The organism is Arthrobacter globiformis, assembly GCF_003261175.1.
GTDB classification, from domain to species: domain Bacteria; phylum Actinomycetota; class Actinomycetes; order Actinomycetales; family Micrococcaceae; genus Arthrobacter; species Arthrobacter globiformis_A.
Window position 1 is genome coordinate 217,438 of the sequence record NZ_QLNP01000105.1, and the last position, 24,279, is coordinate 241,716.

General features: G+C 64.5%; 25 protein-coding genes. 21 read left to right on the forward strand and 4 right to left on the reverse strand.

Annotated features, from left to right (window positions below; genetic code table 11):
• The first annotated feature begins 7 nt into the window (after positions 1-7).
• The 6 genes from thrB (at position 8) to DBZ45_RS21785 (ending at position 7,345) form a co-directional block, all read left to right on the forward strand.
• On the forward strand, positions 8-973 hold the full coding sequence (gene thrB, locus DBZ45_RS21760; protein WP_111906023.1) for a homoserine kinase: 966 nt from the start codon (positions 8-10) through the stop codon (positions 971-973).
• Between the two features lie 463 nt (positions 974-1,436).
• Positions 1,437-3,653, forward strand: coding sequence for a transcription termination factor Rho (gene rho / locus DBZ45_RS21765; RefSeq protein ID WP_111905882.1), 2,217 nt, complete (start codon positions 1,437-1,439; stop codon positions 3,651-3,653).
• A gap of 108 nt (positions 3,654-3,761) precedes the next feature.
• A complete protein-coding gene (gene prfA / locus DBZ45_RS21770) occupies positions 3,762-4,835 on the forward strand; it encodes a peptide chain release factor 1 (RefSeq protein ID WP_111905883.1) in 1,074 nt (357 codons plus the stop codon).
• 15 nt (positions 4,836-4,850) lie between these two features.
• Positions 4,851-5,759, forward strand: a complete 909-nt coding sequence (gene prmC / locus DBZ45_RS21775; protein WP_111905884.1) for a peptide chain release factor N(5)-glutamine methyltransferase — start codon at positions 4,851-4,853, stop codon at positions 5,757-5,759.
• 15 nt (positions 5,760-5,774) lie between these two features.
• Positions 5,775-6,563, forward strand: a complete 789-nt coding sequence (locus DBZ45_RS21780) for an L-threonylcarbamoyladenylate synthase (RefSeq protein WP_111905885.1) — start codon at positions 5,775-5,777, stop codon at positions 6,561-6,563.
• On the forward strand, positions 6,560-7,345 hold the full coding sequence (locus tag DBZ45_RS21785) for a WecB/TagA/CpsF family glycosyltransferase (RefSeq protein WP_111905886.1): 786 nt from the start codon (positions 6,560-6,562) through the stop codon (positions 7,343-7,345). The genes DBZ45_RS21780 and DBZ45_RS21785 overlap by 4 nt, the downstream gene beginning before the upstream one ends.
• An 18-nt stretch (positions 7,346-7,363) precedes the next feature.
• Here the strand turns inward: DBZ45_RS21785 and DBZ45_RS21790 are convergent, their stop codons facing one another.
• Positions 7,364-8,260, reverse strand: a complete 897-nt coding sequence (locus DBZ45_RS21790; RefSeq protein WP_111905887.1) for a glycosyltransferase — start codon at positions 8,258-8,260, stop codon at positions 7,364-7,366.
• A 297-nt stretch (positions 8,261-8,557) separates the two neighbouring features.
• On the opposite strand from DBZ45_RS21790, the gene DBZ45_RS21795 reads away from it, so the two are divergent.
• The 12 genes from DBZ45_RS21795 (at position 8,558) to DBZ45_RS21850 (ending at position 18,171) form a co-directional block, all read left to right on the forward strand.
• Positions 8,558-9,685 carry an MraY family glycosyltransferase gene (locus DBZ45_RS21795; protein ID WP_111905888.1) on the forward strand — a complete coding sequence of 376 codons (1,128 nt, stop codon included), beginning with the start codon at positions 8,558-8,560 and terminating at the stop codon, positions 9,683-9,685.
• 90 nt (positions 9,686-9,775) lie between these two features.
• A complete protein-coding gene (locus tag DBZ45_RS21800) occupies positions 9,776-10,273 on the forward strand; it encodes a hypothetical protein (RefSeq protein ID WP_111905889.1) in 498 nt (165 codons plus the stop codon).
• Positions 10,273-10,611 carry an AtpZ/AtpI family protein gene (locus DBZ45_RS21805; protein ID WP_111905890.1) on the forward strand — a complete coding sequence of 113 codons (339 nt, stop codon included), beginning with the start codon at positions 10,273-10,275 and terminating at the stop codon, positions 10,609-10,611. Before DBZ45_RS21800 ends, DBZ45_RS21805 begins: the two co-directional genes overlap by 1 nt.
• A gap of 81 nt (positions 10,612-10,692) precedes the next feature.
• A complete protein-coding gene (atpB, locus tag DBZ45_RS21810) occupies positions 10,693-11,493 on the forward strand; it encodes a F0F1 ATP synthase subunit A (RefSeq protein WP_111905891.1) in 801 nt (266 codons plus the stop codon).
• Between the two features lie 78 nt (positions 11,494-11,571).
• Positions 11,572-11,790, forward strand: a complete 219-nt coding sequence (gene atpE / locus DBZ45_RS21815) for an ATP synthase F0 subunit C (protein ID WP_003804776.1) — start codon at positions 11,572-11,574, stop codon at positions 11,788-11,790.
• 53 nt (positions 11,791-11,843) lie between these two features.
• Positions 11,844-12,401, forward strand: coding sequence for a F0F1 ATP synthase subunit B (locus DBZ45_RS21820; protein ID WP_111905892.1), 558 nt, complete (start codon positions 11,844-11,846; stop codon positions 12,399-12,401).
• Complete coding sequence (locus tag DBZ45_RS21825) at positions 12,401-13,228, forward strand: F0F1 ATP synthase subunit delta (RefSeq protein WP_111905893.1); 828 nt, start codon at positions 12,401-12,403, stop codon at positions 13,226-13,228. Before DBZ45_RS21820 ends, DBZ45_RS21825 begins: the two co-directional genes overlap by 1 nt.
• Positions 13,229-13,311: 83 nt before the next feature.
• Positions 13,312-14,949 carry a F0F1 ATP synthase subunit alpha gene (gene atpA / locus DBZ45_RS21830; RefSeq protein ID WP_111905894.1) on the forward strand — a complete coding sequence of 546 codons (1,638 nt, stop codon included), beginning with the start codon at positions 13,312-13,314 and terminating at the stop codon, positions 14,947-14,949.
• A gap of 76 nt (positions 14,950-15,025) precedes the next feature.
• Complete coding sequence (locus tag DBZ45_RS21835; RefSeq protein WP_111905895.1) at positions 15,026-15,916, forward strand: F0F1 ATP synthase subunit gamma; 891 nt, start codon at positions 15,026-15,028, stop codon at positions 15,914-15,916.
• A gap of 72 nt (positions 15,917-15,988) precedes the next feature.
• On the forward strand, positions 15,989-17,443 hold the full coding sequence (atpD, locus tag DBZ45_RS21840) for a F0F1 ATP synthase subunit beta (protein WP_111905896.1): 1,455 nt from the start codon (positions 15,989-15,991) through the stop codon (positions 17,441-17,443).
• A 1-nt stretch (position 17,444) separates the two neighbouring features.
• Positions 17,445-17,729, forward strand: a complete 285-nt coding sequence (locus DBZ45_RS21845) for a F0F1 ATP synthase subunit epsilon (RefSeq protein WP_111905897.1) — start codon at positions 17,445-17,447, stop codon at positions 17,727-17,729.
• Positions 17,730-17,739: 10 nt separating this feature from the next.
• Positions 17,740-18,171: a DUF2550 domain-containing protein gene (locus tag DBZ45_RS21850; protein ID WP_076801988.1), complete on the forward strand. Its 432-nt coding sequence runs from the start codon at positions 17,740-17,742 to the stop codon at positions 18,169-18,171.
• A gap of 131 nt (positions 18,172-18,302) precedes the next feature.
• Here DBZ45_RS21850 and DBZ45_RS21855 read toward each other — a convergent pair whose 3' ends face one another.
• Together DBZ45_RS21855 and nucS are read right to left on the reverse strand one after the other, a co-directional pair.
• Positions 18,303-18,506 carry a cold-shock protein gene (locus DBZ45_RS21855; RefSeq protein ID WP_003804766.1) on the reverse strand — a complete coding sequence of 68 codons (204 nt, stop codon included), beginning with the start codon at positions 18,504-18,506 and terminating at the stop codon, positions 18,303-18,305.
• A gap of 295 nt (positions 18,507-18,801) precedes the next feature.
• Positions 18,802-19,497: an endonuclease NucS gene (nucS, locus tag DBZ45_RS21860; protein ID WP_111905898.1), complete on the reverse strand. Its 696-nt coding sequence runs from the start codon at positions 19,495-19,497 to the stop codon at positions 18,802-18,804.
• 169 nt (positions 19,498-19,666) lie between these two features.
• On the opposite strand from nucS, the gene DBZ45_RS21865 reads away from it, so the two are divergent.
• Together DBZ45_RS21865 and DBZ45_RS21870 are read left to right on the forward strand one after the other, a co-directional pair.
• Positions 19,667-20,023 carry an ATP/GTP-binding protein gene (locus DBZ45_RS21865; RefSeq protein WP_111905899.1) on the forward strand — a complete coding sequence of 119 codons (357 nt, stop codon included), beginning with the start codon at positions 19,667-19,669 and terminating at the stop codon, positions 20,021-20,023.
• A gap of 52 nt (positions 20,024-20,075) precedes the next feature.
• On the forward strand, positions 20,076-20,876 hold the full coding sequence (locus DBZ45_RS21870) for an alpha/beta hydrolase (RefSeq protein ID WP_111905900.1): 801 nt from the start codon (positions 20,076-20,078) through the stop codon (positions 20,874-20,876).
• A 28-nt stretch (positions 20,877-20,904) separates the two neighbouring features.
• Here DBZ45_RS21870 and DBZ45_RS21875 read toward each other — a convergent pair whose 3' ends face one another.
• On the reverse strand, positions 20,905-22,272 hold the full coding sequence (locus DBZ45_RS21875; RefSeq protein ID WP_111905901.1) for an AI-2E family transporter: 1,368 nt from the start codon (positions 22,270-22,272) through the stop codon (positions 20,905-20,907).
• 191 nt (positions 22,273-22,463) lie between these two features.
• On the opposite strand from DBZ45_RS21875, the gene DBZ45_RS21880 reads away from it, so the two are divergent.
• Positions 22,464-24,206 (forward strand): hypothetical protein, encoded by a 1,743-nt coding sequence (locus tag DBZ45_RS21880; RefSeq protein WP_111905902.1) that lies wholly within the window; start codon positions 22,464-22,466, stop codon positions 24,204-24,206.
• Positions 24,207-24,279 lie beyond the last annotated feature (73 nt).

Genomic DNA, 24,279 nt, shown 5'->3' on the forward strand with positions numbered 1-24,279 from the left:
GGAAACCATGCTGCCGCAGACCGCCCAGCTGCCCGCCATCCAGGCCGGGCAGCAGGTGACGGTCCGGGTTCCGGGCACCAGCGCAAACCTCGGTCCCGGCTATGACAGCCTCGGACTGGCGCTGACCCTGCACGACACCCTCACCGTGGAAAGCCTGGACAGCGACGAGCTGGTCTTCGAGCTCAGCGGTGAGGGTGCGGATTCCCTGCCGCGGGACGCCAGCCACCTGGTGGTCCGGGCGATGAATGCCGCCTTCGGGCGGCTGGGCTACCGCCACACGGGCCTGAAGATCACGGCGGAAAACGTCAACCCGCACGGCCGTGGCCTGGGCTCGTCGGCGTCCGCGGTCGTGGCAGCCGTGACCGCGGCCAACGCGCTGCTGCCGGCGGGGAAGCAGCGGGACCGGAACTGGATCCTGCAGCTGACCAGCGAGATTGAAGGCCACCCGGACAACGTCGCTCCGGCGATCTACGGCGGACTCGCGCTGTCGTGGCAGGACAGTGACCAGTACAGCAGCACATGCGCCACCGTGGACGCCGCCGTCATCCCCATCGTGGCGGTTCCGGACTTCGAGCTCTCCACCGAGGCCGCGCGCGCTTTGCTGCCTGCGTCCATCGGCCATCACGCGGCCGCGATGAACTCCGGCCGCGCAGCACTTCTGATCCATGCCCTGACGCAGAAGCCTGAATTCCTGCTTGCCGGCACCGAAGACTTCCTGCACCAGAGCTACCGCGCCGAGGCCATGCGGCCCAGTGCGGCACTTATCCGGGCCCTGCGCGATGCCGGCCACGCTGCCGTTGTCTCCGGAGCCGGGCCCACGGTTCTGGTCCTGGCTAACGGCGAGGCGGAGGCGGCCGCCGTTCTGCAATTCATTGCCTCGTTTTCCGAGGCAAATACGCCGGACATCAACTGGCGTGTGATGAAGCTGGCGGTCGACGTCGAAGGTGCTAAAGTGGGAGTGCACCGGCGGTAACACCGCATGCAGTCTCCGCAGTCAGCACCGCATTCACTGAGCAGTTTTCATTCATTGAACACAATATTCATTGATGCAGCCAGACGGCGACTCTGCAGTCGAGAGGGCCCTGCAGCCAAGAGACCGTGCAGTCACCGACTCCGAAAAATGGCCTTAACCGGTCATCGGGTCAGAATCTGCTTCGATCTGCTGCTGCTGCTTCGATCTCTTATTTGCACGATATTTTCCGGTGCCACCTGCTTGGCCTGGCCAGGAACCTACAGATGTGTTTCTGTTCCCTGAACCGCCAGTCCGCCGCCCCGCCAGCTATGCGGAGCGTTTGAAGGTGATCAGTATCCGGCCCTGCTGGCCGAAATCCAACCGGCAAGGCCGAACATCGCGGCTGCAGATCTGAACTGCAGCCCAGATCCAATCATCGCGTCCAGCTCACAGTCTGGACGCCGTCGAGGGGGAAGGATCCTTCGTGACCGAAACCACTGAGCTGTCGCCAGCTGTGGACATATCATCTTCTGCTTCCGGATCGTTGACGGAAGCGCCCGCCAAGAGCAGCGGCCTTGCCGGCCTGAAGCTCGCCCAGCTGCAGGCCCTCGCCAGCCAGCTCGGTATCTCCGGCGGATCCCGCATGCGCAAGGGCGACCTGGTGGCGGCTATTTCCGCGCACCGTGCGGGCACGTCCGCCACCGCCACCAAGGCGCCGGCACGGACTTCCGCAAAGGCCGCTGCAGCCAGCGCGGCAGCCCCGGCCGCCGAAACCGCCGCAGCAGCTTTGGCTCCGGAAGCCGCTGCAGCAGCCGAGGCCCCGGCGCAGGAAACCCGTACACGTGGCCGCGGCCGCAGCCGCCGGGCAGTGAGCGACGGTATTGTTGCCGCACCCGCGACGGAAACCCCCGCCGAGGCTCCTGCCGCTGAAGCGCCGGCCGCCGCCGAGGCACCCGTTGCAGCTTCGGCCGAAGGTGCAGCCTCCGCTGAGGCAGAAGGCGCAGAGCGCCGCCAGCCGCGCACCCGCAACCGCCGCCGCGGCGAAGCAGCCGCAGCGGCTCCCGCCGAAGCACCCGCTGCCCCCGCCGAAGCTGCCGCCGAGGCACGCGGTGCTGAAGCACGTGGCGCCGAGATCCCCCGCACTGAGGCCCCCCGCACTGAGGTTCGTGGCGCTGAAGTACGCGGTGCTGAGGCCCGCGAGCAGGCACCGGAGGGCGAAGCCGGACAGCGCGAACGCCGGGATGCCCGCGGCCGCGGTGGCCGTGACGCCGGCGAAGCTGGCGGACGCGAAACCCGCCGTGATGACACCCGCCGTGATGACAGCCGGCGTGACGATAACCGCCGTGATGACAACCGTGACGCCGACGACGACGGCGGCAGCCGCCGCAACCGGCGGAACCGCCGCGACCGGAACGACCGCAACGAGCGCTCGGACAGCCGCGACGGCAGCCGCAACGAACGGTTCCGTGACCGCAACGACCGCCGCCGGGGACGCAGCCAGGGGCCCGACGTCGACGACGTCGAGGTCACCGATGACGACGTGCTGCTGCCCGTGGCCGGCATCCTGGATGTCCTCGAAAACTACGCGTTCATCCGCACGTCCGGTTACCTGCCGGGCCCGAACGACGTGTACGTCTCCCTGGCCCAGGTCAAGAAGTACAACCTGCGCAAGGGCGACGCCGTTGTTGGCGCCATCCGCGCGCCGCGCGACGGCGAGGACCGCGGCCAGCAGTCCGCCCGCCAGAAGTTCAACGCGCTGGTCCGCGTCACCTCGGTGAATGGCAAGACCGCCGAGGACCTCAAGGACCGCGTGGAGTTCGCCAAGCTCGTTCCGCTGTACCCGTCCGAGCGCCTGCGCCTCGAGACCGACCCCAAGAAGATCGGCCCCCGCGTCATCGACCTGGTCGCCCCGATCGGCAAGGGCCAGCGTGGCCTGATCGTCTCCCCGCCCAAGGCCGGCAAGACGCTCATCCTGCAGTCCATCGCCAACGCGATCACCACCAACAACCCTGAGGTCCACCTCATGATGGTGCTGGTTGACGAGCGTCCCGAAGAAGTGACGGACATGCAGCGCACCGTCAAGGGTGAGGTCATTGCCTCCACCTTCGACCGTCCCGCCGACGATCACACCACCGTGGCCGAACTCTCCATCGAACGCGCCAAGCGCCTCGTGGAAATGGGCATGGACGTGGTGGTCCTCCTGGACTCCATGACCCGTCTGGGCCGTGCCTACAACCTGGCAGCGCCGGCCTCCGGCCGCATCCTGTCCGGTGGTGTGGACTCCGCAGCGCTGTACCCGCCTAAGCGGTTCTTCGGTGCTGCCCGCAACATCGAAAACGGCGGCTCGCTGACCATCCTGGCGACGGCCCTGGTGGAGACCGGATCCAAGATGGACGAGGTCATCTTCGAAGAGTTCAAGGGCACCGGCAACATGGAGCTCCGCCTGTCCCGCCAGCTGGCTGACAAGCGCATCTTCCCTGCCGTGGACGTCAACGCCTCCGGCACGCGCCGCGAAGAGAACCTGCTCTCGGCCGAAGAGGTCAAGATCATGTGGAAGCTGCGCCGCGTCCTCTCCGGCCTCGAGACCCAGCAGAGCCTGGAACTCCTGACCAACAAGATCCGCGAGACCCAGAGCAACGTCGAGTTCCTCATGCAGGTTCAGAAGACGACGCTTGGTGCGAAGTCGGATAACGACAAGTAGCTGAGCTAAGGGTGGGGCCGTCGCGTAGTTTCGCGGGCCCCACCCTTTGTCGTTCCACCTAACGCCGCCGCATAACTAGACTTGAGAGAGTCGAAAGAGGTTTGAAAAATGTTTGAGTCCGTACAGGGCCTGTTGGATGAGCATGATTCCATCCAGGCGCAGCTGGGGGATCCGGCTGTTTATGCTGACCAGAAGCTGGCGCGGAAGCTGGGACGGCGGTCTGCTCAGCTGAACGGCATTGTGGAGGCCTACCACAAGTGGCATGCGCTGCATGATGACCTCGCGGCTGCCAAGGAGATGGCTGCCGAGGACCCTGACTTTGCTGCCGAGGTGCCTGAACTGGAGGAAGCTTTGGAAGCCGCGGCGGCGCGGCTGACGCGGCTGCTGATTCCCCGGGACCCCGACGATGCTCGCAATGTGATCCTTGAGGTCAAGGGCGGTGAAGGCGGCGACGAGGCGGCACTGTTCGCGGGCGACCTGCTGCGCATGTACACCCGCTACGCAGAGTCCCGCGGCTGGAAGACCGAGATCATCTCCTCCACCGAGTCCGACCTCGGCGGCTACAAGGACGTCCAGGTGGCCGTCAAGGGCAGCTCCAACGATCCCGCCGAAGGCGTGTACGCTCGGCTCAAGTTCGAGGGCGGCGTGCACCGCGTGCAGCGCGTGCCTGTCACCGAATCGCAGGGGCGCATCCACACCTCGGCCGCGGGCGTGCTGGTCCTGCCCGAGGTGGATGAGCCCGAAGAGCTCGAGATCAACCAGAACGACCTCAAAATCGACGTGTACCGGTCCTCGGGTCCTGGCGGCCAGTCCGTCAACACCACAGACTCCGCCGTCCGCATCACGCACCTTCCCACGGGAATCGTCGTGGCCATGCAGAACGAGAAGTCCCAGCTGCAGAACCGCGAAGCAGGCATGCGCGTCCTCCGCGCCCGCATCCTGGCCCACCAGCAGGAGCAGATCGACGCCGAGAACTCCGCACAGCGGAAATCCCAGATCCGCACGATGGACCGCTCGGAGCGTATCCGTACCTATAACTACCCGGAAAACCGGATCGCCGACCACCGCACTGGCTACAAGGCCTACAACCTTGACCAGGTCATGAATGGTGACCTCGAGCCGGTCATCCAGTCCGCCATCGAGATGGACGAGCAGGCGCGGCTGGACGCCATCGGCGACTAGAAGCCCAGAGATTCCATGACGTCCGAGCACACTCCGGCTGCCCAATCCCTGCCCGCCCAGTCCCTGGCTGAGGCCGTCCGGGAAGCAACGGAGCTCCTCACCGAGGCCGGCGTCCCCAGCCCCCGGGTGGACGCCGAACTCCTGGCCGACCATCTGCTCGGCGTGGGCCTGGGGCGGCTGCGGGCCATGATGCTCGGCGATGCCCCTGCCCCGGCCGGCTACACCGAACTCGTTGCCGAGCGCGCCACCCGGATTCCGCTCCAGCACATCACCGGCGTGGCGCACTTCCGCTACCTCCAGCTCGCGGTGGGACCCGGCGTGTTCATTCCGCGCCCGGAGACCGAATCCGTGGTGCAGCTGGTCATCGACCGGCTGCGCGCACTCGAACGTGCCGGCGTGGTCCGCCCCAAGGTGGTGGACCTGGGCACCGGATCCGGTGCCATCGCTGGATCCATCGCACACGAGGTCCCCGAAGCCGAAGTCTTCGCGGTGGAGTTCAGCGAGTTCGCGCACGCCTGGGCGGCGAAGAACCTCCGGCCGCTGGGGGTCACCCTGCTGCTGGGGGACCTGCGGAACGCCCTGCCGGAACTCAACGGAACGTTCGACGTCGTCGTCTCCAACCCGCCGTACATCCCCGCCGAAGCCATCCCCAACGAACCGGAAGTGGCGCTGCATGATCCGCCGGAAGCACTCTACGGCGGGGGAGCGGACGGCATGGAACTGCCGACGGCGGCCGCCGCCTCCGCGGCGCGGCTCCTGGTTCCCGGCGGCTACTTCGTGATGGAACACGCCGAAGTCCAGGCCGGCTGGATATCGACGATGCTAGAGCGGACGGGGCTCTGGACCGACGTCACGACGCAATTTGACCTTAACGGCAAGGAACGCGCAACCAGCGCCGTCCTTGCCTTCCCGCCCGCGGAGTAATGAAAGAATGAGGCAGTGACCACTACGTACAACTGCACGGCCGACGACGAGCGGACCGAAGGGATCGCCCACGCACGGCGGGCGATCCTGGAGAAGAAGTGCATCGTCCTTCCCACGGACACCGTCTACGGAATCGCGGCCGATGCCTTTTCCCCGCAGGCCGTCACCATGCTGCTGGTCTCCAAGGGCCGCGGCCGGAACATGCCCCCGCCCGTCCTGATTCCCCGCCTGAATGCGCTCGACGGGCTGGCCACCGATGTGTACCCGGATGCCCGCCAGTTGGCCGAGGCCTTCTGGCCCGGCGGGCTGACCCTGATCTTCCACGCGCAGCCGTCCCTGGACTGGGACCTCGGCGAGACCAAGGGCACCGTTGCCCTTCGCATTCCGGACGATGAGGTGGCGATTGATCTGCTGACCGTTACCGGACCCCTGGCCGTGTCCTCGGCAAACCGGACTGGCCAGGCTCCGGCGCAGACAGCCTTTGAAGCCCGTTCCCAGCTCGCGGAGTCGGTCGAGGTCTACCTTGAAGGCGGTTTCCGTCCGGTTGAGGGGACCGACGCCCGGCCGTCCACCATCGTGGATGCCACCTCGCTGCCGCTGCGCGTGGTCCGCGAGGGGGCCATCAGCCTGGAGCGGCTGCGCGAGGTGGTGCCCGGAGTTCTCGACATCAACGGCAACGCCGCGGACGAAGCTGAGCTCACCGCTACCCCGGAGGACGCTGCCTCCGAAGACGCGGTGCCCGAGAGTGCTGCTGACGCTCCTCTGCAGCCCGACGCCGGCGAAAAGCCCGCAAGCGCCGAATGACGCTGCAGAGGCAATCTATTCCCGTTCTTGGAGTGGACGCCACGCCCTTGGACGTCGACGGACTCACCGCCGTACTCAACGGATTCGTGGCTGACGGCACCACCAGGACGGTCGTCGGACACAATCTCCACAGCGTGACGCTTTTCCACTCCGAACCGGAGTTCAGAAAGTTTTACGAGAACAGCGACGTTGTCCTTCTCGACGGCGCGCCCGTCCTCTGGCTGTGGGGGAGGAGCCGGCAAAAGACCGGCCGGAAACAGTCTGGCGCCGACAGGCGGCCCGTCATGGACTACAGGCTTGGTTCAACGGACTGGATTCCCGCGCTGGGCCGGCTGGACGGGCTCCACCGCATTGCCGTCCTTGGAGCCGGGGCGACTGCCAATGCCAAGGCTGTGGCGAAACTGCAGAGCCTGGTGCCGGGCGCCATGGTCGCCGGTATGCCGGGGGAGGACTGGGACGCGGAACTGGAAGAGAAAGCTGCCGCCTGGCTGGCGGAATTCCAGCCGCAGCTGGTGCTGATCGGCCTTGGCATGCCGCTGCAGGAAGAGGTGCTGTGGCGCCGCCTGCCGTCGCTACCGCCCGCGGTCTACTGCGCCGTCGGCGGAGCTATCGAGCAGATCGCCGGCATCCAGAAGCTGGCGCCCCGCTGGCTTGGCCGGCTCGGGCTGGAATGGGCGTGGCGGCTGCTACTGCACCCGCGCCGCGTGGCGTACCGGGTGTTTGGCGAGCCGTGGGTCCTTCTGGCACTGCTGCTGCGGCGCCGGCTGCGCGGGCAGGTCTGACAGCCCCGGCCGCCTAGGCTAGAACTTCTGGTCCTTCAGCGGGCCAAATCCCTTGCCGCGGAGCCCCGTGGAGAACGCCCGGAACCAGTCCGCCAGCCCGCGGAGATCGCCCCGGCGGAGGAAGTAGCCGAGGTAGCCGCCCACGTCGGCCACCAGGGACTTCACACGGAAGTGGCGGCGAATAAGGTAGCCGCGGTTGCGGTAGTAGTAGTAGCGCTTGAAGGCGCCCTCCGGGACGATGACGTGCCAGCGGGCACCAAAAACGTGCTTCGTTTCGGAAAACGCGTGCGGGTGCATGATCGCAGCCGTGGTGACGGTGCCGAAACGGATGCCTGCCTTGCGCAGCCGGATGGTGAAGTCCACCTCGTCGCCGCGGATGAAGAGGCGCATGTCGGGCAGGCCCACCTTGAAGAACACATCGGAGCGGATGAGCGCACCGTTGAAGAAATGACCGTCGTTCGGCAGGAACCCCACCTTCTCCAGTGCGGCCCGGTCATGGCTAACCTTGCCGTCCAGCCGGAAGAAGAAGGAGAGTCGGTCGGGATGCCCCGGGGCCACCACCAGAGGCACAACGGCCTCCAGATCCCGCGCCTCCGCTTCCCGGATGAGCGTGGCCAGGCACTCCGCGTCCGCCGGCTCGGCGTCGTCGTCCATCATCCAAACCCAATCGGCGCCGCTGGCCACGGCCTTCAGCGCCGCAAGGGAGAAGCCTCCGGCACCGCCAAGATTGGCTTCCGAACGGATATAGTCCACATTTGCATGCTGGTCGGCGACGTCCTTCGCTGGGGCGGTGCCACTGTCAACGAGGCAGATGGTCGACACGCGGGCCGTCTGCCCGTTGATGGCCCTCAGCAGGACGGCGAGCTCATGGGGACGGTCAAACGTCACGGCGGCAACTGCGACCGACACTGGCATTGCGGGGATCCTTTCAGCACAGCCGTCGGCAAGTTTCCCGCCGGCGTAAGGCCGTGTGACGCGAAGCGATGTACCCGTTGGCGTTAGTATCTTGACTAGAGTCCACTGTAATACAGCCCCGTCAGGCACTATGCACTGCCTGTCTGTGCGCGCATGGCGACGGAGAAGTTTCATTTATTGCACGTCAGATCCACACCTATCCAGCCCGCATGGTCCGCCCGGACTGACCCCGAATCCGCATAGCCCGCAGCATGGCGGGAAGCACTGCGCCAGTGTCATGGCAACGGTGGCCGCGCCATGATCATGTACCTTTCCATGATGCTGACCGCGGCACTCGTGTCCTACGGGGCCACCTGGGGTGCACGGCTGATCGGCAACCGGCTTGAGCTGTTCGCCCCCATCCGCAGCCGGGACATGCATTCAAGCCCGGTCTCACGGCTTGGCGGGCTGGGGATCTTCGCCGGCGTGTTGGTGGCGCTGGCCGTGGCAAGCCAGTCCTTCTTCGTCAAGGACATCTTCCGGAACAATGGCGCTCCGTGGGGTGTGCTGGCGGGCGCTGGCGTCATCGTGCTGGTCGGAGTGGCAGACGACCTCCTGGACCTGCGCTGGTGGGTCAAACTGATCGGGCAGTCTCTCGCCGCGCTGGTGGTAGCCGTCTGGGGTGTGCGGATGACCATCATCCCGTTCATTCCGGAACCGATCCGCTTCGACTCGGACCCGATCAACATCATCCTCACCACCGGCCTCATCGTCGTCACGATGAACGCTTTCAACTTCATCGACGGGCTCGACGGGCTGGCCGCCGGGGTGGCCATCATCGGCGGGTCCGCGTTCTTCCTCACCGCCTACTGGGTCCACCGGAACGCGCCGATCCTGGACCGTTCCGACCTCGCCACGCTGCTGACGGCGGTCCTTGTGGGCAGCTGCCTGGGTTTCCTGCCACACAACTGGTTTCCCTCAAAGATCTTCATGGGCGATTCCGGCGCGATGCTGATAGGCCTGCTGATGGCGTCGGCCGGTGTGGTCTCGACCGGGCAGATCACCTCGGGCCTCTATGACCGCGTCAACGGTATTCCCACGATCATCCCCATCCTGCTGCCGTTTGCCGTGCTGTTCCTGCCGCTCCTTGACCTGTGCCTTGCGGTGGTACGGCGCACCGCCGTCGGGCGTTCACCGTGGTCCGCCGACCGCGGGCACCTGCACCACAAGCTCATGGACATCGGTTACTCACACCGTACGGCGGTCATGCTGCTGTATTTGTGGGCGGCGGTGCTGTCTTTCGGTGGTCTGGCCTTTGCCGTTTACCCCTGGCAGGTTGTGCTGGCCGCCATGGTCGCCGCCACCCTGATCATGGGTCTGGTCACGGCCTGGCCGTACCTGAGCCGCCGCGGCGACGACGCCGGGGTAGGGCCAACACCGCAGTAATTCGCGCTTTTTGGAAAATTTCTATCTCGTGTAGAATTCAAGTGCAGGTCTTTCCTGCACCACTCCACCCTGCCCCGAAGATTGGTTAGCATGACCTCCAACGCCGAGCCCGGACCTGCGTCCGGCAAGGAATCCGTTGGTGTCTCCGGGCCCACGCGGTCGCTCTGGCTCGGCCTGCTTAAACTCAGTTCTGCAGTCTCCTGCGGCGCACTCGTCCTTACAGGCGTGGTGGCTGCGCTGCTGAACGGCTGGACCGGTGTTGTGTCCAGCAGCCTCGGCGGCCTGCTGGTGGTCGTGTTCTTCGCGATCAGCCTGCTGATCGGACACTTTGTGGGGCGCAATAACCCTTCGGGTGCCGTCGGCCTGTTTGTGGCGACTTACTTCGTCAAGGTCATCGGTTTCGCCGTGGTGCTGTTCGCCGTGGGTGCTCCCGACTGGCTGCACGGCCGCTGGTTCGTCATAGGCGCCGTCGTTGCCGTGGTCACATGGCAGGCTGCCGAGATCTACGGTTTCAGCAAAGCCCGACTGCAGATCTTCAATGACCCCGAACCGGACAGCGACCGCAAATCGAACGGGGAGCAACACTGATGACCAAGCACAACCACCCCGGGAAAAACGAGCCTGGAACACCCGAACCGACGCCCGGTCCTGTCGCTGTACCCAGCGAAAATTCCGACGGCGGTTACAACGCTGGAATGGCCGTCTTTAGCTACATTATTGGCGGAATCATCGTCTGGAGTTTGATAGGGTGGGGACTGGATTATCTGTGGGGAACCCGCTGGATTGTGCTCGTAGGCGCTCTGCTTGGAGCTGCGGGAGGGTTCTATCTGTCCCATATGCACGGCCTCACCAGTTCAAGGAAAACAACTGGCGGGAACGGTGCAGCCAGCGGCCCGTCCGAGGACGGGAACAGTAATGCCAAATAATTTCATGAGGGGGAGGGCAAGCATGACGCGCGCCGGAACCTTACCAACGCCCAACGATGGACACTGCAGAGAGGAAACGCGTTGATCGCGCTTGCGCTCCCGGCCCAAAATTCAGGAGAGTTCACACCTCCCGGAATTGAAGAAATGCACCTGCCGGCAATCCTGCCGTGGGGTGCGGCAGACGGATTCTCCAAGCAGATGCTGCTGGTTATCCTGTCCGTCGTCATTATCGCCACATTCTTTTTGCTCGCTGCGCGGAAGCAGCAGCTCGTTCCCGGCAAGCTGCAGTTCGCAGGTGAGGCCGCGTACGGCTTCGTCCGCAACAGCATCGCAAAGGACATCATCGGCGGCAGGGACTTCATCAAGTATGTCCCGCTGCTGTTCAGCCTGTTCTTCTTCATCCTGGTGAACAACATCTACGGCGCAATCCCCGTGATCCAGCTCCCGAGCTTCTCGCACGTCGGCGGCGCCTACGTGCTGGCAGCCATCGTGTACGTCACCTGGATCGGCATCGGCATCAAGAAGAACGGCCTGCGCTACTTCAAGCTCGCCACCGTTCCCTCCGGTGTCCCCGTCTACATCCTCCCGATCGTCATTCCGATCGAGATCATCTCCAACTTCCTGGTCCGTCCGGTCACGCACAGCCTGCGTCTCTTTGCCACCATGCTGGCCGGCCACCTGATCGTCATGATTGCCGGATCGGGCATCGAATACCTCGTCATGCAGGAGAACGTCCTCCTCAAGGGCACCTCTGTGCTGGTTCTCGCCGGCGCGATTGCCATGTACATGCTGGAGGCGCTGATCATGGCGCTTCAGGCGTACGTGTTCACACTGCTGACTGCGATCTACATTGAAGGCGCACTCCACGCCGACAGCCACTAGGCACCCCAAACTTCCCCTCGTGGGGATGAAGCAACCCAAACAACCTGCCATATACATGGCATCTTGAAAGGAAGAAAAATGGAAGGCTCCATCAACGGCTCCCTCAACCTCATCGGCTACGGCCTCTCGGCCATCGGCGGTGGTATCGGTGTGGGACTCGTGTTCGCTGCCTACATCAACGGTGTGGCTCGTCAGCCGGAAGCCCAGCGCGTCCTGCAGCCGATCGCATTCCTCGGCCTTGCGCTGACTGAAGCCCTCGCCATCCTGGGCCTGGTCTTCGCTTTCGTTCTCAAGTAAACCTTCAGAACCAAGCGAACATTCAGAACCGAGTAGATAAGGACGGGTGAAATATGAATCAGCTGATCATCTCAGCCGCCACTGAAGGCGCCGCGGCGGCTAACCCGCTCGTTCCCAATCTTTGGGAAATGGGCGTCGTCCTCGCCGGCTTTGCTGTCCTCTTTTTCATCGTGGTCAAGTTCGTTGTCCCGATGTTCGAGAAGACGTTTGCAGAGCGTGCCGAGGCCATCGAGGGCGGCATCGCCAAGGCTGAGAAGGCTCAGGCTGAAGCTTCTGCTGCACTCGAAGAGTACAAGCAGCAGCTCACTGATGCCCGTGCTGAGGCAAACCGTATCCGTGAGGAAGCACGTGCCGAAGGCGCCCAGATCCTGGCGGAACTGAAGGAGAAGGCTGCAGCAGAGTCTGCACGCATCACCGCTCAGGCACACGCGCAGATCGAATCCGAGCGCCAGGCGGCCGTTGTGTCGCTGCGTTCGGAGGTGGGCACCCTTGCCACCACGCTTGCGGGCCGCATCGTTGGGGAAACCCTCGAGGACGACGCACGTGCAGCACGCGTCGTCGACCGCTTCCTGGCTGATCTGGAGACCCAGAACGCAGGTGTAGCTAAGTAATGGCAGGTGTATCGAGCGAATCGCTGACCAAGGCGCTGACCGAGCTGGAGCCAAAGCTTCCGTTTGCATCGCTGCAGTTGGCAAAGGAACTTTTCGGAATCCTGGGAGCGGTAGACAGCTCGGCTGGCTTGCGCCGCGCCCTGACTGACCCCTCCCGCAGCGGTGAGGAAAAGTCGGCGTTGATCAAGCAGCTCTTCAGCGGAAAAGCTTCCGCCGAAGCCGTGGACATCGCAGCCGGTCTGGCCAGCTCACGCTGGGCATCGGCGCGAGACATCGGCGATGCACTCGAGACGCTTGCCGCAACGGTGGTCATTGCCGTTGCTGAAAACAAGTCGGCCGTTTCTGCCTCCGGTATCACCGGTCTGGAAGAGCTGGAGAACGATCTTTTCTCCTTCAACCAGGCCGTGGCTGCCAACCACGATGTGCAGCGCGCCCTGTCTGAACCGCAGGCCAGCGCTGCTGCAAAGATCGCCCTGGCCGAGAGGCTCGTTCCTTCCGCAAGTGAGGAAGCCAAGGTCCTCATCGGACAGGCGGTCGCGCACCCCCGTGGCATCAAGGCAACCAAACTCGTGAGCCGTTTCGCCGAGCTCGCCGCCAAGCGCCAGCAGCGCTGGATTGCGACGGTCAGCGTCACGCGTCCCCTCACGGGGACGCAGGAGAACCGTCTGCAGCAGGGACTGAACTCCCTTTACGGACGCGAGCTGAAGATCAACTTCAACGTTGATCCGACGCTGATCGGCGGCATCCGCGTTCAGGTGGGGGACGAAGTGCTCGACGCTTCGCTCCTCACCCGCCTGAACGACCTTCAGCGCCAGCTGGCCGGCTAGCCGGACAAGCACCACACAACTGATAGAAACCCCGGTCATCGTGAGCAACGATGATCACGAATACAGGAGAGCAGGGACTGCAGATGGCCGAATTGACCATCAACGCCGACGACGTCCGTAATGCGTTGAACGAATTCGCGGCGTCCTACGAACCCGGAAACGCAGAGCGCGTAGAGGTCGGCCGTGTGACCACCGCAAGTGACGGCATCGCCCGTGTTGAGGGCCTTCCCTCGGTCATGGCGAACGAGCTGCTTCGCTTCGAAGACGGCACCCTGGGCCTCGCCCAGAACCTCGACGTCCGCGAGATCGGTGTCATCATCCTCGGTGACTTCTACGGCATCGAAGAGGGCCAGGAAGTTCACCGCACCGGACAGGTTCTGTCCGTGCCGGTGGGCGACGCCTTCCTCGGCCGCGTGGTGGACCCCCTGGGTGTGCCGATCGATGACCTCGGCGAGATCAAGGCCGAGACCACCCGCGCCCTGGAACTTCAGGCACCGGGCGTTACCCAGCGCAAGTCTGTGCACGAGCCGATGCAGACTGGCCTGAAGGCCATCGACGCCATGATTCCGATCGGCCGCGGCCAGCGCCAGCTGATCATTGGTGACCGTCAGACCGGCAAGTCCGCCATTGCCATCGACACGATCATCAACCAGAAGGACAACTGGGCTTCCGGTGACGTGAACAAGCAGGTCCGCTGCGTTTACGTCGCGATCGGCCAGAAGGCTTCCACGATCGCAGCAATCCGCCAGACCCTTGAGGACAACGGAGCGCTCGAGTACACCACGATCGTTGCCTCCCCGGCTTCCGACCCGGCCGGCTTCAAGTACCTTGCCCCGTACGCCGGTTCGGCCATCGGCCAGCACTGGATGTACGGCGGCAAGCACGTCCTCATCGTGTTCGATGACCTGTCCAAGCAGGCCGAAGCCTACCGCGCCGTGTCGCTGTTGCTCCGCCGCCCGCCGGGACGCGAAGCCTACCCGGGTGACGTCTTCTACCTGCACTCCCGCCTGCTGGAGCGTTGTGCCAAGCTCTCCGACGAGCTCGGCGCAGGCTCGATGACCGGTCTGCCGCTCATCGAAACCAAGGCAAACGACGTTTCCGCCTACATCCCGACCAACGTGATCTCCATTACCGATGGCCAGATCTTCCTGCAGTCGGACCTCTTCAACGCCAACCAGCGCCCCGCTGTTGACGTTGGTGTCTCGGTGTCCCGCGTTGGCGGTGCCGCCCAGGTCAAGTCCATGAAGAAGGTCTCCGGTACCTTGAAGCTGGATCTTGCCCAGTACCGCGACATGCAGGCCTTCGCGATGTTCGCATCGGACCTCGATGCTGCGTCCCGCCAGCAGCTGACCCGCGGTGCACGCCTGATGGAACTGCTCAAGCAGGGCCAGTACTCGCCGTTCCCGGTCGAGAACCAGGTTGTGTCCATCTGGGCCGGTACCCAGGGCTACCTGGACGACGTTCCGGTTGAGGACATCAGCCGCTTCGAGTCCGAATTCCTGGACCACCTCAAGCACAAGTCCTCCATCCTCACGACGCTGGCTCAGACCAACGTTCTGGGCGACGACACCGTCGAAGCACTGAAGACCGCGATCGTGGACTTCAAGAAGGGCTTCTTCGGCGAGGGGGACAACCATCTGGTGGGCGCCGGCCACGAGGAGCATGAAGCTATCTCGGAGGGTCAGGTCGACCAGGAAAAAATCGTCAGGCAGAAGCGCTAGTTTCGCTGGCAGGGACTGCCGGAACCCTTCGGGGGTCCGGCAGTCCCGGCCATCGGGATCTTAGGAAAGGATAAGTATGGGAGCCCAGATCCGGGTCTACCGTCAGAAGATCAGCTCGACGACGTCGATGCGCAAGATCTTCAAGGCGATGGAACTGATCGCTACCTCGCGCATTGGCAAGGCCCGTGCCCGGGTGGCAGCTTCACTGCCTTACGCGAACGCGATCACGCGCTCTGTTTCTGCTGTCGCAAGCCAGAGCGAAATCGACCACCCCCTGACTACCGAGCCGGAGAACATCCGCCGGGCCGCCGTCCTGGTCATCACCTCAGACCGCGGCCTTGCAGGTTCGTATTCCGCTAGCGTGCTCAAGCAGGCCGAAGGCCTGAATGAATTGCTCCGTGCCGAAGGCAAGGAAGTCAAGACGTTCCTGCTGGGCCGCAAGGCGCAGGCTTACTTCGAGTTCCGGAACCGTCCATATGGGCGCGTTTGGACCGGCAACACCGATGCCCCTGAGTTCGCCACGGCGCAGGAAATCGGCGCGGCCCTGCTCGAAGACTTCGCCACTGACTTCGAAGAGGGCGGCGTGGACGAGATCCACGTTGTGTACACCCGCTTCAAGTCCATGGTGACGCAGGAGCCCACCGTCATCCGACTTCTTCCCCTCGAAGTTGTGGAAGAGCAGGCGGCCTCCGAATCGGAACTGCTGCCGCTTTACGAGTTCGAACCGGAGCCGGAACAGGTGCTCAACGCCCTGCTGCCGCGCTACATCGAATCCCGCATTTTCGCGGCCATGCTGCAGGCAGCGGCCTCTGAGCTTGCTGCACGCCAGCGGGCGATGAAATCCGCCGGCGACAACGCCACGGACCTCATCAAGAAGTACACGCGTCTGCGCAACACCGCCCGCCAGGCAGAGATTACGCAGGAGCTTTCCGAAATCGTGGCCGGCGCCGACGCACTTGCGTCGTAGCCGGACCGGTCCCGGACCCCTGCAACAAAAGATAAACTTAACCCCACGCCATCTACGAGTGAAGTGAGAGAGATGACTGCCACCGCTACCGAACACGTAGCAGCAACGGCCGGTGCCACCGGCCGTATCGCACGTGTTATTGGCCCGGTTGTCGACGTCGAATTCCCGGCTGACGCAATCCCCTCGATTTACAACGCACTCACCACCGAGATCACTCTCAACGGTGAGACCAAGACCATCACGTTCGAGACCTCCCAGCACCTGGGTGACAACCTGGTCCGCGCTATCTCCCTGCAGGCAACCGACGGCCTGGTCCGCGGCACGTCCGTAGTCGACAGCGGTTCCCCGATCACCGTGCCTGTTGGCGACGGCGTCAAGGGCCACATCTTCAATGTCCTCGGCAAGCCGCTGGACGTCGACGAGTCCGAGATCCAGGCTTCGGACTACTGGCCGATCCACCGCAAGGCCCCGTCCTTCGCGTCCCTCGAGGGTTCCACCGAAATGCTCGAAACGGGCATTAAGGTCATCGACCTCCTCACCCCGTACATCAAGGGTGGAAAGATCGGCCTGTTCGGCGGCGCTGGCGTGGGCAAGACCGTTCTGATCCAGGAAATGATCACCCGTGTTGCCCGCAACTTCGGTGGTACTTCCGTGTTCGCCGGTGTCGGTGAGCGTACCCGTGAAGGTAACGACCTTTGGGTTGAAATGGAAGAGGCAGGCGTCCTCAAGGACACCGCCCTTGTGTTCGGCCAGATGGACGAGCCGCCGGGAACGCGCCTGCGCGTGGCCCTGTCCGCCCTGACCATGGCGGAGTACTTCCGCGATGTCCAGAACCAGGACGTGCTGCTCTTCATCGACAACATCTTCCGCTTCACGCAGGCCGGTTCCGAGGTTTCCACGCTGCTGGGCCGCATGCCTTCCGCCGTGGGTTACCAGCCCAACCTCGCCGACGAGATGGGCCTCCTCCAGGAGCGCATCACGTCCACCAAGGGCCACTCCATCACCTCGATGCAGGCCATCTACGTCCCCGCAGATGACTACACCGACCCGGCACCGGCCACGACGTTCGCACACCTGGACGCCACCACGGAACTTTCCCGTGAAATTGCCTCCCGTGGTCTGTACCCCGCAGTGGACCCGCTGACTTCGACGTCCCGAATCCTGGACCCGCAGTACATCGGCAAGGACCACTACAACACGGCTGTCCGTGTGAAGCAGATCCTGCAGAAGAACAAGGAACTCCAGGACATCATCGCCATCCTCGGTGTTGACGAACTGTCCGAAGAGGACAAGATCGTCGTGTCGCGTGCGCGCCGTATCCAGCAGTTCCTGTCGCAGAACACCTACACCGCCAAGCAGTTCACCGGCGTTGAGGGCTCCACGGTTTCCATCAAGGACACCGTTGAAGGCTTCTCTGCGATCTGCGACGGCGAGCTCGACCACATTGCAGAGCAGGCGTTCTTCAACGTCGGCGGTCTGGATGACGTTGAGCGCCAGTGGGCCAAGATTCAGGAACAGACCAAGTAATATGGCTGAGCTTGAGGTTGAGATTGTCGCAGCGGACCACTTCGTGTGGTCCGGGGCGGCCAAGATGGTCAAGGCCCGCACCAGCGATGGTGAAATCGGAATCCTGCCCGGCCACTCGCCCGTGCTGGCGATTTTGGCTGAGGGCCAGTTGGCAATCGAGCCGGTTTCCGGCGACCGCATTGCCGTGGATGTTGACGGCGGGTTCTTCTCCGTCGACAACGACCGGGTGGTAATTGTTGCTGACAACGCCCAACTGGGTGACGCGGCCACTGCGGGGATCCGATAGCACAACCCTGATGGACGTTACTTCCTTTCCGTTCATCGCCATAGCAACCGTGTTTGCGGTGCTGATTTTTACGCTGTGCCTGTTTGGGGTGCGCCGCTTCAACCTGCGGCGCGCCCTGGGCACGGTGGACGCCTCCATTCGTACGGCTGGAAAGAGCTGGCGGATGGGGGTTTGTCGTTATCAGGACAATGAGCTTGAGTGGTTCAAACTGCTGTCGCTGAGCGTCCGGCCCCGCCACCGCTTCAAACGGAGTTCCCTTGAGCTGCTGGGCCGGCGCCAGCCCACAGAGGCGGAGCTGGTCAAGGTGCAGCCCGATGTGGTGATTGTGGAGCTTCGGTACGAGGGGGAGGATGTCTTCCTGGCCATGAAGTTCGACGCCTACACAGGGTTGTCCTCGTGGCTTGAAGCCGGGCCGGTCATCGGCGTGGGGACCTGGCGCTGAGGGTTGCCGGCACCGGCCTGGCGGCAGGGCAGATCAATCCGCCGCCATGAATGTTTCAAAGTCTGAAAATATTAGTGACACAAAAATGATCCCCGGCACGAATGCCGAGGATCATTTATTTTTGCGACAAATTAGACGACGGTTACGCCCGTGGCCTGGGGGCCCTTGGCGCCCTGGCCGATTTCGAACTGAACGCGCTGGTTCTCGTCGAGGGTCTTGAAGCCACCGGTCTGGATCTCGGAGTAGTGAACGAAGACATCGCCATCGGAGTCGTCCGGGGTGATGAAGCCGAAGCCCTTTTCAGCGTTGAACCACTTGACGGTTCCCTGTGCCATTTATTTCTCCTCAGTATGGAACTTTTTAAGGCCAGCACACCTCGTACTGGTCTTGGTTACTCCGCGAGAAGAATCCTGGCCTGCACCCCCGATGACCGGAATTGCGTTGCAGGAGCTTCGCGCTCGCAACATGTCTTGCGAGCATGAAAAACACCTACACAAAGACTGGTATAAGAATTTCATGGGCAAACCGTCTGGTCAACGGTCAAAACGCGAATTACGCCAAATTTTGGGCAAATCCGGAGTAAACGCCTGATCACCATTGGCTGCAGCTCCGCCAGTCAGGAAAAACAGGTCAGAAAAGCCGGGACTCGACGTCGTCAACGCCCCGCATCGCGTCGTAATCCAGGGTCACGCAGTCAATGCCGCGGTCCGTGGCGAGCACCCTGGCTTGCGGCTTGATTTGCTGGGCTGCGAAGATGCCGCGCACCGGTGCCAGCAGGGGATCCCGGTTGAGCAGTTCGAGGTACCGCGTCAGCTGCTCCACGCCGTCGATGTCCCCGCGGCGCTTGAGCTCAATGGCCACCGTGGCGCCGCCGGCATCCCGGGCAAGGATGTCGACTGGCCCGATGGCGGTATAGTACTCCCGCCGGATCAGGGAGAACCCTTCCCCGAGGGTTTCGATCTGATCGGCCAGGAGCCGCTGGAGGTCGGCCTCGACGCCGTCCTTGATCAGGCCGGGGTCCTGTCCCAGTTCGTGGGAGCTGTCGTGGAGCTGCTCATGGATGTTGATGATGAGCCGGTCGTCCGTCTTGGCCGACTGCACGGTCCACTGCTCGACGACGCCGACTTCGACGTCGGTGTCCTCCGGGGAGGTGACGCGGAGAACGGCGGGTGGGCTCATCCAGTTCAGCGGCTTGTAGGAGCCGCCGTCGGAGTGCACCAGGACCGAACCGTCGGCTTTCACCAGCAGGAGCCGGGTGGCGAGGGGGAGATGGGCTTTGAGCCGGCCAACATAATCAACGGAGCAACGGGCTATGACGAGACGCACGCCCTACACCCTACCTTCTCTGCAGAGCCTTCCCTGCAGTGCCTTCCCTGCAGTGCCTTCCCTGCGGTGCCTGCTGCGGTGCCTGCTAGGCAGAGGCGAGACCCTGGCGTGCAGTAGCGCGATGTCATCCAGTGCAGGGCAGGGGTACGGGCTAAGGCAGAATGGAGGCATGCCCCGCTCCAACCGTCCCCGCCGCCCCAAAGCCGGGCGCGGTGCGGCCGGAAACGCCCCGGGCGGTGGAAAGCACGGCGCAGGTCCCGCCCCGGAACTTGACCTGGAGCGGGCCCGCGCGGGAATCGCCCGGAGGGAAAGTGCGCCGGACGGCGACTGGATGGTGCGCACCATGACAGCCCGCAACGCCGAGAAGACGTACATCTGCCCGGGCTGCTCCACCGGAGTGCTGCCCGGGATCGCCCACCTTGTGGTCTGGGCGGACGACCACCTGTTCGGCGCTGCCGCGGGGCTGGCCGAACGGCGCCACTGGCACACCAACTGCTGGACGTCCCGCAACTTCCGGTACCGGTAACGCCCGGTGACCTGTGCCGGGGGCAACCCGGCCGGAAGATAAGCTGGTGCGCATGACTTTTGACCCGTCGTCGTACGTTTTCAGCCAGCCATCAGCAGCCACCGCGATCCGCGCCTCCACGGTGCTTCCCGCCCGGCGCGAAAACATCGAAATCCGCACCGAAGACGGCCACACGCTCGTGGGCGAACTGGCGCTGCCCGAATCGGGCCCGGTCACTGCCACGCTGATCACCCTCCACCCGCTGCCCACGCACGGCGGCTTCATGGATTCCCACGTGTACCGCAAGGCCTCCTACCGGCTGCCGGCGCTGGCCGGGGTGGCTGTACTGCGCTTCAATACCCGGGGAACGTCCTCGCCGCGCGGAACCAGCGACGGAACGTTTGAAGAGGGCATCGGCGAGCGGTACGACGTGGAGGCGGCGGTTCGCTTCGCCGTCGAGCGGGGGCTACCCAACCGCTGGCTCGTGGGCTGGTCCTTCGGCACGGAACTCGCCCTCATGTACGGCGCCGTGGAACCGGTGGCCTCGCAGGTGGAGGGCGCCGTGCTGCTGTCCCCGCCGCTGCACCGCGCCACCGACGAGCACCTGTTGCTCTGGGCGGCCGCCGGCAAGCCGCTGACCGTCCTGGTGCCCGAGCACGACGACTACCTCCGGCCCGCCGCCGCAGAGGCCCGGTTTGGCCTTGTGCCGCAGGCAAGGGTGGTGGGGGTCGACGGCGCCAAGCACCTCTGGGTGGGGGAGAAGCAGGCCGCGCGGGTGCTGAACGAGATCGTGGACGACGTTACGCGCAACGGCCCGGGAGCCGAGGGCCTGCCGCAGGAATGGGAAGGGCCGGTGGCTGCCGCCGGCGTCTAATGCTTGCTGCGCCTAGTGCATGCCTGCGTTAGTGCTTGTCCTGGCGCACGATGTAGATCTCCTTGATGAGCAGCAGGGTGGCGGCCGCCGTCGGGATGGCAATGAGTGCCCCCAGGACGCCGAGCAGGCTGCCTCCCGCGATCACCGAGATGACGGCGACGGCGCCGGGGACCGCGACGGCTTTCTGCATGATGCGCGGCGAGATGAAGTACGCCTCGAACTGCAGGTAGGCGAAGTAGCAGATGGCGTAGGCCAGGGCCGACTGCCAGCCCAGCGTGAGCGTGATCAGGATGACCACCACGCCGGCGATCAGCCCGCCCACCAGGGGGATGAAGGCCAGCAGCGCCACGACGAACGTCAGCAGCACGGCGAACGGCACGCCGATGATGGACATGACGATGAAGGCAAAGGTGGCATTCAGGAGGGCGACCACGGCCTGGCCGATGACGTAGTTGCCCACCGAGCGGCTGATCTCCTCGGACAGCGCCTCGACCCGTCCGCGCCGGGACCGCGGTGCCAGCCGGTAGCCCCATTTCTTCATCGCGGGCAGGGCTGCGAGGAAGTAAAGGCTGAGCACCAGCACGATCAGGGTGCCGAAGAGGCCGTTGGCCACCGTCGAACCGAAGCCGACGACGCCGCCGAAGATGCCGCTCATGGCCTCCGGGTTCTTGACGAATTTGTCCAGTTCCTCGGTGATGCGGTCGCGCACGCCGAACTGGTTGTCCACCGTCCGGAAGAAGTCCGAGTTGATGAAGTCGCGCACCCATACCGGAGCCTGCTTCACAAGCTCGGTGACCTGCTCCACGATCGTGGGGATGAGGGTGGCAAAGAAGCCGACGACGGCGAGCATCAGCACGGACACCGACACGAGGATGCCGGCGGGCCGGGGAATCTTCCGGCCCTCCAGCCAGCGCACCACCGGGTCCAGGCCGAGGGCGATGAACAGGGCAGCCACGATCCAGAGCAGGAGCTGGGTGGTGTGGGAGCCGATCCAGTAGACCAGTAGGGCCAGGCCGACGCCCACGGTGCCCATGAACCCCAGGTACAGCGGGTGCTGGGTCGAGATGCGGGGCCCCGGGGACCCGAAACGCTCGGTGTCCCCGGGTTCACCGGCGTCTTCTGTCTCGAGGTTGTCTGGATGCTCCGGCGGGAATTCAAAGCGGAGCCTCGGCTGGGCGCCGGGGATCGGCTGGCGCAGGCGCCTCAGCAGGGCACCGAGGGCTGCGGGCCGCCCCTTCGTCTTTACGGGCTTGTGGTGCGGGGCGGGCTGGGGCGCAGTGCCGCGGTCTGCGGCATGGTGTGCAGCAGTGTCCTGTGATGCCGGCAGGCTCTGGGGGGAGTCGGCGTCGGGCAGATCTTCGGGGCCGCGCATGGACGGATCCGTGTGTTCAGTCACTGCTTTTTAATGCCTTTACCGTGGGTGGCGCCGCGGCTGCGGGCCGGATGTGATGATCATCGCAAACACTATCAGCAGCCTTGTGAATAGCCGGGCGGGCGGCGTTTCGCTAGGCCGGCAGCCGGTGCTCTGCCGCCCCGATCCGGCCTATTGGTAACAAAACGGTTACTATTGAAGGTAAACCCCCGCTGATGATAGGTATTCCTTTGCGTTTCAAGACTGCAGTTGCACTTGTGCTGCTCGGCCTCCTGACACTGCTGGCCGGCATCGGGCAGAAGACCTTCTGGGCCCCCGCCGAGACGGTCACGGCCACGGCTTCCGCCGGCGAAGCCGCGCCCCTGACCGTTATCGACCAGAAGCTCCGCACCCTCGAGGGCGGAACGGTCACCATCAAGGTCAAGGGTGAGGGCAGCTTCCTGCTCGCGGCCGGACGCCCGGATGACGTCGACGCCTGGGTGGGCAAGACCGCCCACAACACCGTCACCGGGCTCTCCGACGACAAGAAATCGCTGCAGGTAAAGCACACCGACGGCGAAGCCAGCGCGCCGTCGCCTGCCGGCTCCGACCTTTGGGTCAGCACCGAGAACGCCAGCGGCGAGCTGGACTACACGTGGTCCGCCCCGGCCGACGGTGATTGGTCCCTGCTGCTCGCAGCAGACGGAAAGAAGCCCGCGCCGTCGTCCGTTTCCATGACGTTCCCCAATGACACCTCCATGCCGTGGGCCGTGCCGCTCATGGTCCTCGGCGGCCTCCTGATTATCGCGGGCGGCGCACTGCTGGTCCTCAAGCCCAAGGGCGGGGCGCCCCGCGACGGCGGGTCCTCCGACAACGGGGCCGCCGGCAAGGCCGGCGACAAGCAGGGCAGCCTGTTTGCCCGGCGCGCCCGCGCCAAGGCGGCCGCCAAGGCCGGTGAACGGTCCTCCTCCGCACGGCTCAGCGTGGTGGTCGCGGCCACCACCGCAGCAGTCCTCGCCGGCGGCGCAGCTGCCGCGCAGGCCAGCACGTCCGCAGCCCCGACGAACAGCGCGTCTGCGGCTCCTGCGGCGAGCGGCACGCCGGTGGTCCTGGACGCCCAGTTCCGCCGCATCCTGGAGCAGGTGGCCAGCGCCACCGACGCGGGCGATGCCGCCAAGGACGCCAAGAAGCTTGCCGCCCGTGTTGCCGGAACGGAACTTGAGGTCCGCACCCAGAACTACAAGATCAGGTCGCGTGTGGCCTCCTATGACGCGCGCATGCCTGTGCGTTCCACGAAGCTCCTGACGACCGTGGTCACGGACAAGCGCGAATGGCCGCGCTCCGTCATGGCCGTCACGCAGGGCGAAGGCAACGTTGTGCCGCAGCTGCTTACGCTCGTGCAGAACTCGCCGCGGGAAAACTACAAGCTCGTGGGCACCTCCCCGCTGCAGCCCGGCACCACCTTCCCCGCGATCGTGCGCGGCGGCACCGAATCGCTTGCCGCGGACGACAAGTCCGGCCTGCTCTACAGCGGGCAGGAAGCGCTCGCCGGCCTGGCCGACCGGCTGACCAAGCCCAACTCCACGTTCAAGAGCAAGCTGGTTGAAGGGGAATCCTCCCCGTACATCGCGGACACGCTGTCCTACCAGGCTGACATCGTGAAGGACGGCGTCGACGGCAAGTTCGCGTTCACGCACAAGGTTGTTCCGGAGAGCACCGTCGTGTTCCGGACGGAGGACGGCGGGGCCCTGGTCCTTGGCCGACTGAACTTCAACTTCGACGGCACCCCCAAGGCGGAAGGCGACAAGCTGTCCATCGGCAACGATGCGGCTGTCCTCGCCGGCGGCAAGGAGACCACCACCGGTATGGTGCTGAAATTCGCCGAATCCGTGGCCGTCTATGTGCCGCCGGCCGCCTCCAAGGATCCGATGAAGCTCGTCGCTGCCACGCGCGGACTGGTTGGCGCCAGCTTCAAGTAGGGAACGGCTTCCCTAAACCTGCCGTCACTGGAGCGGCCGCGGTGCTTACCGCGGCCGCTCTTGTGGCTAGAGT

Bases quoted from the DNA above. Each gene is read 5' to 3' on its own strand.
- thrB (WP_111906023.1), top strand. From the start codon at position 8: ATGCTGCCGCAGACCGCCCAGCTGCCCGCCATCCAGGCCGGGCAGCAG.
- prfA (WP_111905883.1), top strand. From the start codon at position 3,762: ATGTTTGAGTCCGTACAGGGCCTGTTGGATGAGCATGATTCCATCCAG.
- prmC (WP_111905884.1), top strand. From the start codon at position 4,851: ATGACGTCCGAGCACACTCCGGCTGCCCAATCCCTGCCCGCCCAGTCC.
- DBZ45_RS21785 (WP_111905886.1), top strand. From the start codon at position 6,560: ATGACGCTGCAGAGGCAATCTATTCCCGTTCTTGGAGTGGACGCCACG.
- DBZ45_RS21790 (WP_111905887.1), bottom strand. From the start codon at position 8,260: ATGCCAGTGTCGGTCGCAGTTGCCGCCGTGACGTTTGACCGTCCCCAT.
- DBZ45_RS21795 (WP_111905888.1), top strand. From the start codon at position 8,558: ATGATCATGTACCTTTCCATGATGCTGACCGCGGCACTCGTGTCCTAC.
- DBZ45_RS21800 (WP_111905889.1), top strand. From the start codon at position 9,776: ATGACCTCCAACGCCGAGCCCGGACCTGCGTCCGGCAAGGAATCCGTT.
- DBZ45_RS21805 (WP_111905890.1), top strand. From the start codon at position 10,273: ATGACCAAGCACAACCACCCCGGGAAAAACGAGCCTGGAACACCCGAA.
- atpE (WP_003804776.1), top strand. From the start codon at position 11,572: ATGGAAGGCTCCATCAACGGCTCCCTCAACCTCATCGGCTACGGCCTC.
- DBZ45_RS21820 (WP_111905892.1), top strand. From the start codon at position 11,844: ATGAATCAGCTGATCATCTCAGCCGCCACTGAAGGCGCCGCGGCGGCT.
- DBZ45_RS21825 (WP_111905893.1), top strand. From the start codon at position 12,401: ATGGCAGGTGTATCGAGCGAATCGCTGACCAAGGCGCTGACCGAGCTG.
- atpA (WP_111905894.1), top strand. From the start codon at position 13,312: ATGGCCGAATTGACCATCAACGCCGACGACGTCCGTAATGCGTTGAAC.
- DBZ45_RS21835 (WP_111905895.1), top strand. From the start codon at position 15,026: ATGGGAGCCCAGATCCGGGTCTACCGTCAGAAGATCAGCTCGACGACG.
- atpD (WP_111905896.1), top strand. From the start codon at position 15,989: ATGACTGCCACCGCTACCGAACACGTAGCAGCAACGGCCGGTGCCACC.
- DBZ45_RS21845 (WP_111905897.1), top strand. From the start codon at position 17,445: ATGGCTGAGCTTGAGGTTGAGATTGTCGCAGCGGACCACTTCGTGTGG.
- DBZ45_RS21850 (WP_076801988.1), top strand. From the start codon at position 17,740: ATGGACGTTACTTCCTTTCCGTTCATCGCCATAGCAACCGTGTTTGCG.
- DBZ45_RS21855 (WP_003804766.1), bottom strand. From the start codon at position 18,506: ATGGCACAGGGAACCGTCAAGTGGTTCAACGCTGAAAAGGGCTTCGGC.
- DBZ45_RS21865 (WP_111905899.1), top strand. From the start codon at position 19,667: ATGCCCCGCTCCAACCGTCCCCGCCGCCCCAAAGCCGGGCGCGGTGCG.
- DBZ45_RS21870 (WP_111905900.1), top strand. From the start codon at position 20,076: ATGACTTTTGACCCGTCGTCGTACGTTTTCAGCCAGCCATCAGCAGCC.
- DBZ45_RS21880 (WP_111905902.1), top strand. From the start codon at position 22,464: ATGATAGGTATTCCTTTGCGTTTCAAGACTGCAGTTGCACTTGTGCTG.